Origin of the sequence: Lujinxingia vulgaris (assembly GCF_007997015.1) — a bacterium.
Classification (GTDB): Bacteria; Myxococcota_A; Bradymonadia; order Bradymonadales; family Bradymonadaceae; genus Lujinxingia; species Lujinxingia vulgaris.
Map to the genome: position 1 here is coordinate 1 of NZ_VOSM01000035.1, position 1,068 is coordinate 1,068.

Here is a 1,068-nt window from a genome sequence, read left to right on the forward strand (position 1 = left end):
GTGACCGAGGGTCACCTGAAGTCCTTAGTTTAAGCGCCTGATCGTCACTTAGAGCTGGCTGGTCGCCGACGCAGGCGCACGAGCGTAGCGAATCTATTTTCATCCCCCACGCAACATCGTGCGTTTGCGCTCGATAACGATCCGGAGAGGTCCCACATCCACCTCATCGGAGCGTCCTATGACTCGTCCCCGTCGCCATCTTCCTGGTCAGGTAGCTGCGCTTACCCGTCGCACCCACGGTCGGTGTTTTTTGCTGCGGCCCGATGCGCCGATGAACGCCATTGCGGCCTATGAGTTCGCGCGCTCGGCGGAGCGCAGTGATGTTGAGTTGTATGTCGGGGTGGTCATGTCCAACCACCTGCACCTTGTGGTTCACGACAGGCAGGCAAAGCGAAGCGACTTTATGCGCGACGCGATGAGCGGCATCTCCAGTGTGCGCAACAGAGTCCTGGATCATCACGACTCGCTGTGGAACCGCAGTCAGTACGGCGATACGGTGCTGCTCGATCGGGAGGCGTTGGAGAACCACATTGTTTATGTGTTGCTCAACCCGGTGAAGGCCGGGCTTGTAGAGCGCGCGAAGGACTGGCCGGGCTTTAAGATCATGCCGGCCGACTGGGAGAAGACCGTCAGCGTGCCGCGTCCGGAGAGCCATTACGGCGATGACCAGCCTGAGACCATTGAGTTTAAGCCGAGGCGCCCGCCTGGCTACGACGATATGACGCTCGATGAGGTCGTGGCGCATTTCGAGAAGCTGGTGAAGAAGGGCGAGAAGAAGATTCATCGCGAGATGGCCCGGCAGAATCGCACATTTCTGGGGGTTGAGGGCGTGTTGGCGACCGACCCCCTCAGCAGCCCCAATACACCGGCTCGGCGCGGCGAGGCTGCGCCCAGGTTTGCCGCCAGCGATCCGGCGCTTGAGGAGGAGGCGCAGGTGCGGGAGAAGGCGTTTCGAGATGCCTACGCCCGGGAGCGCAAGCGCTGGCTGGAGGGGAAGAAGCGCTGCGTTTTTCCCTGCGGCACGCTGTGGCTGAGGCGAAACGCGCCGATCACGTGCCGGGAGGGGGA

The 1,068-nt window shown here is 61.9% G+C and carries 1 protein-coding gene; it reads left to right on the forward strand.

The features are described 5' to 3' along the window. Positions 1-178: 178 nt before the first annotated feature. Positions 179-1,068 (forward strand): hypothetical protein (locus FRC98_RS20765; protein ID WP_146983496.1); only part of this gene is annotated, 890 nt, incomplete at its 3' end.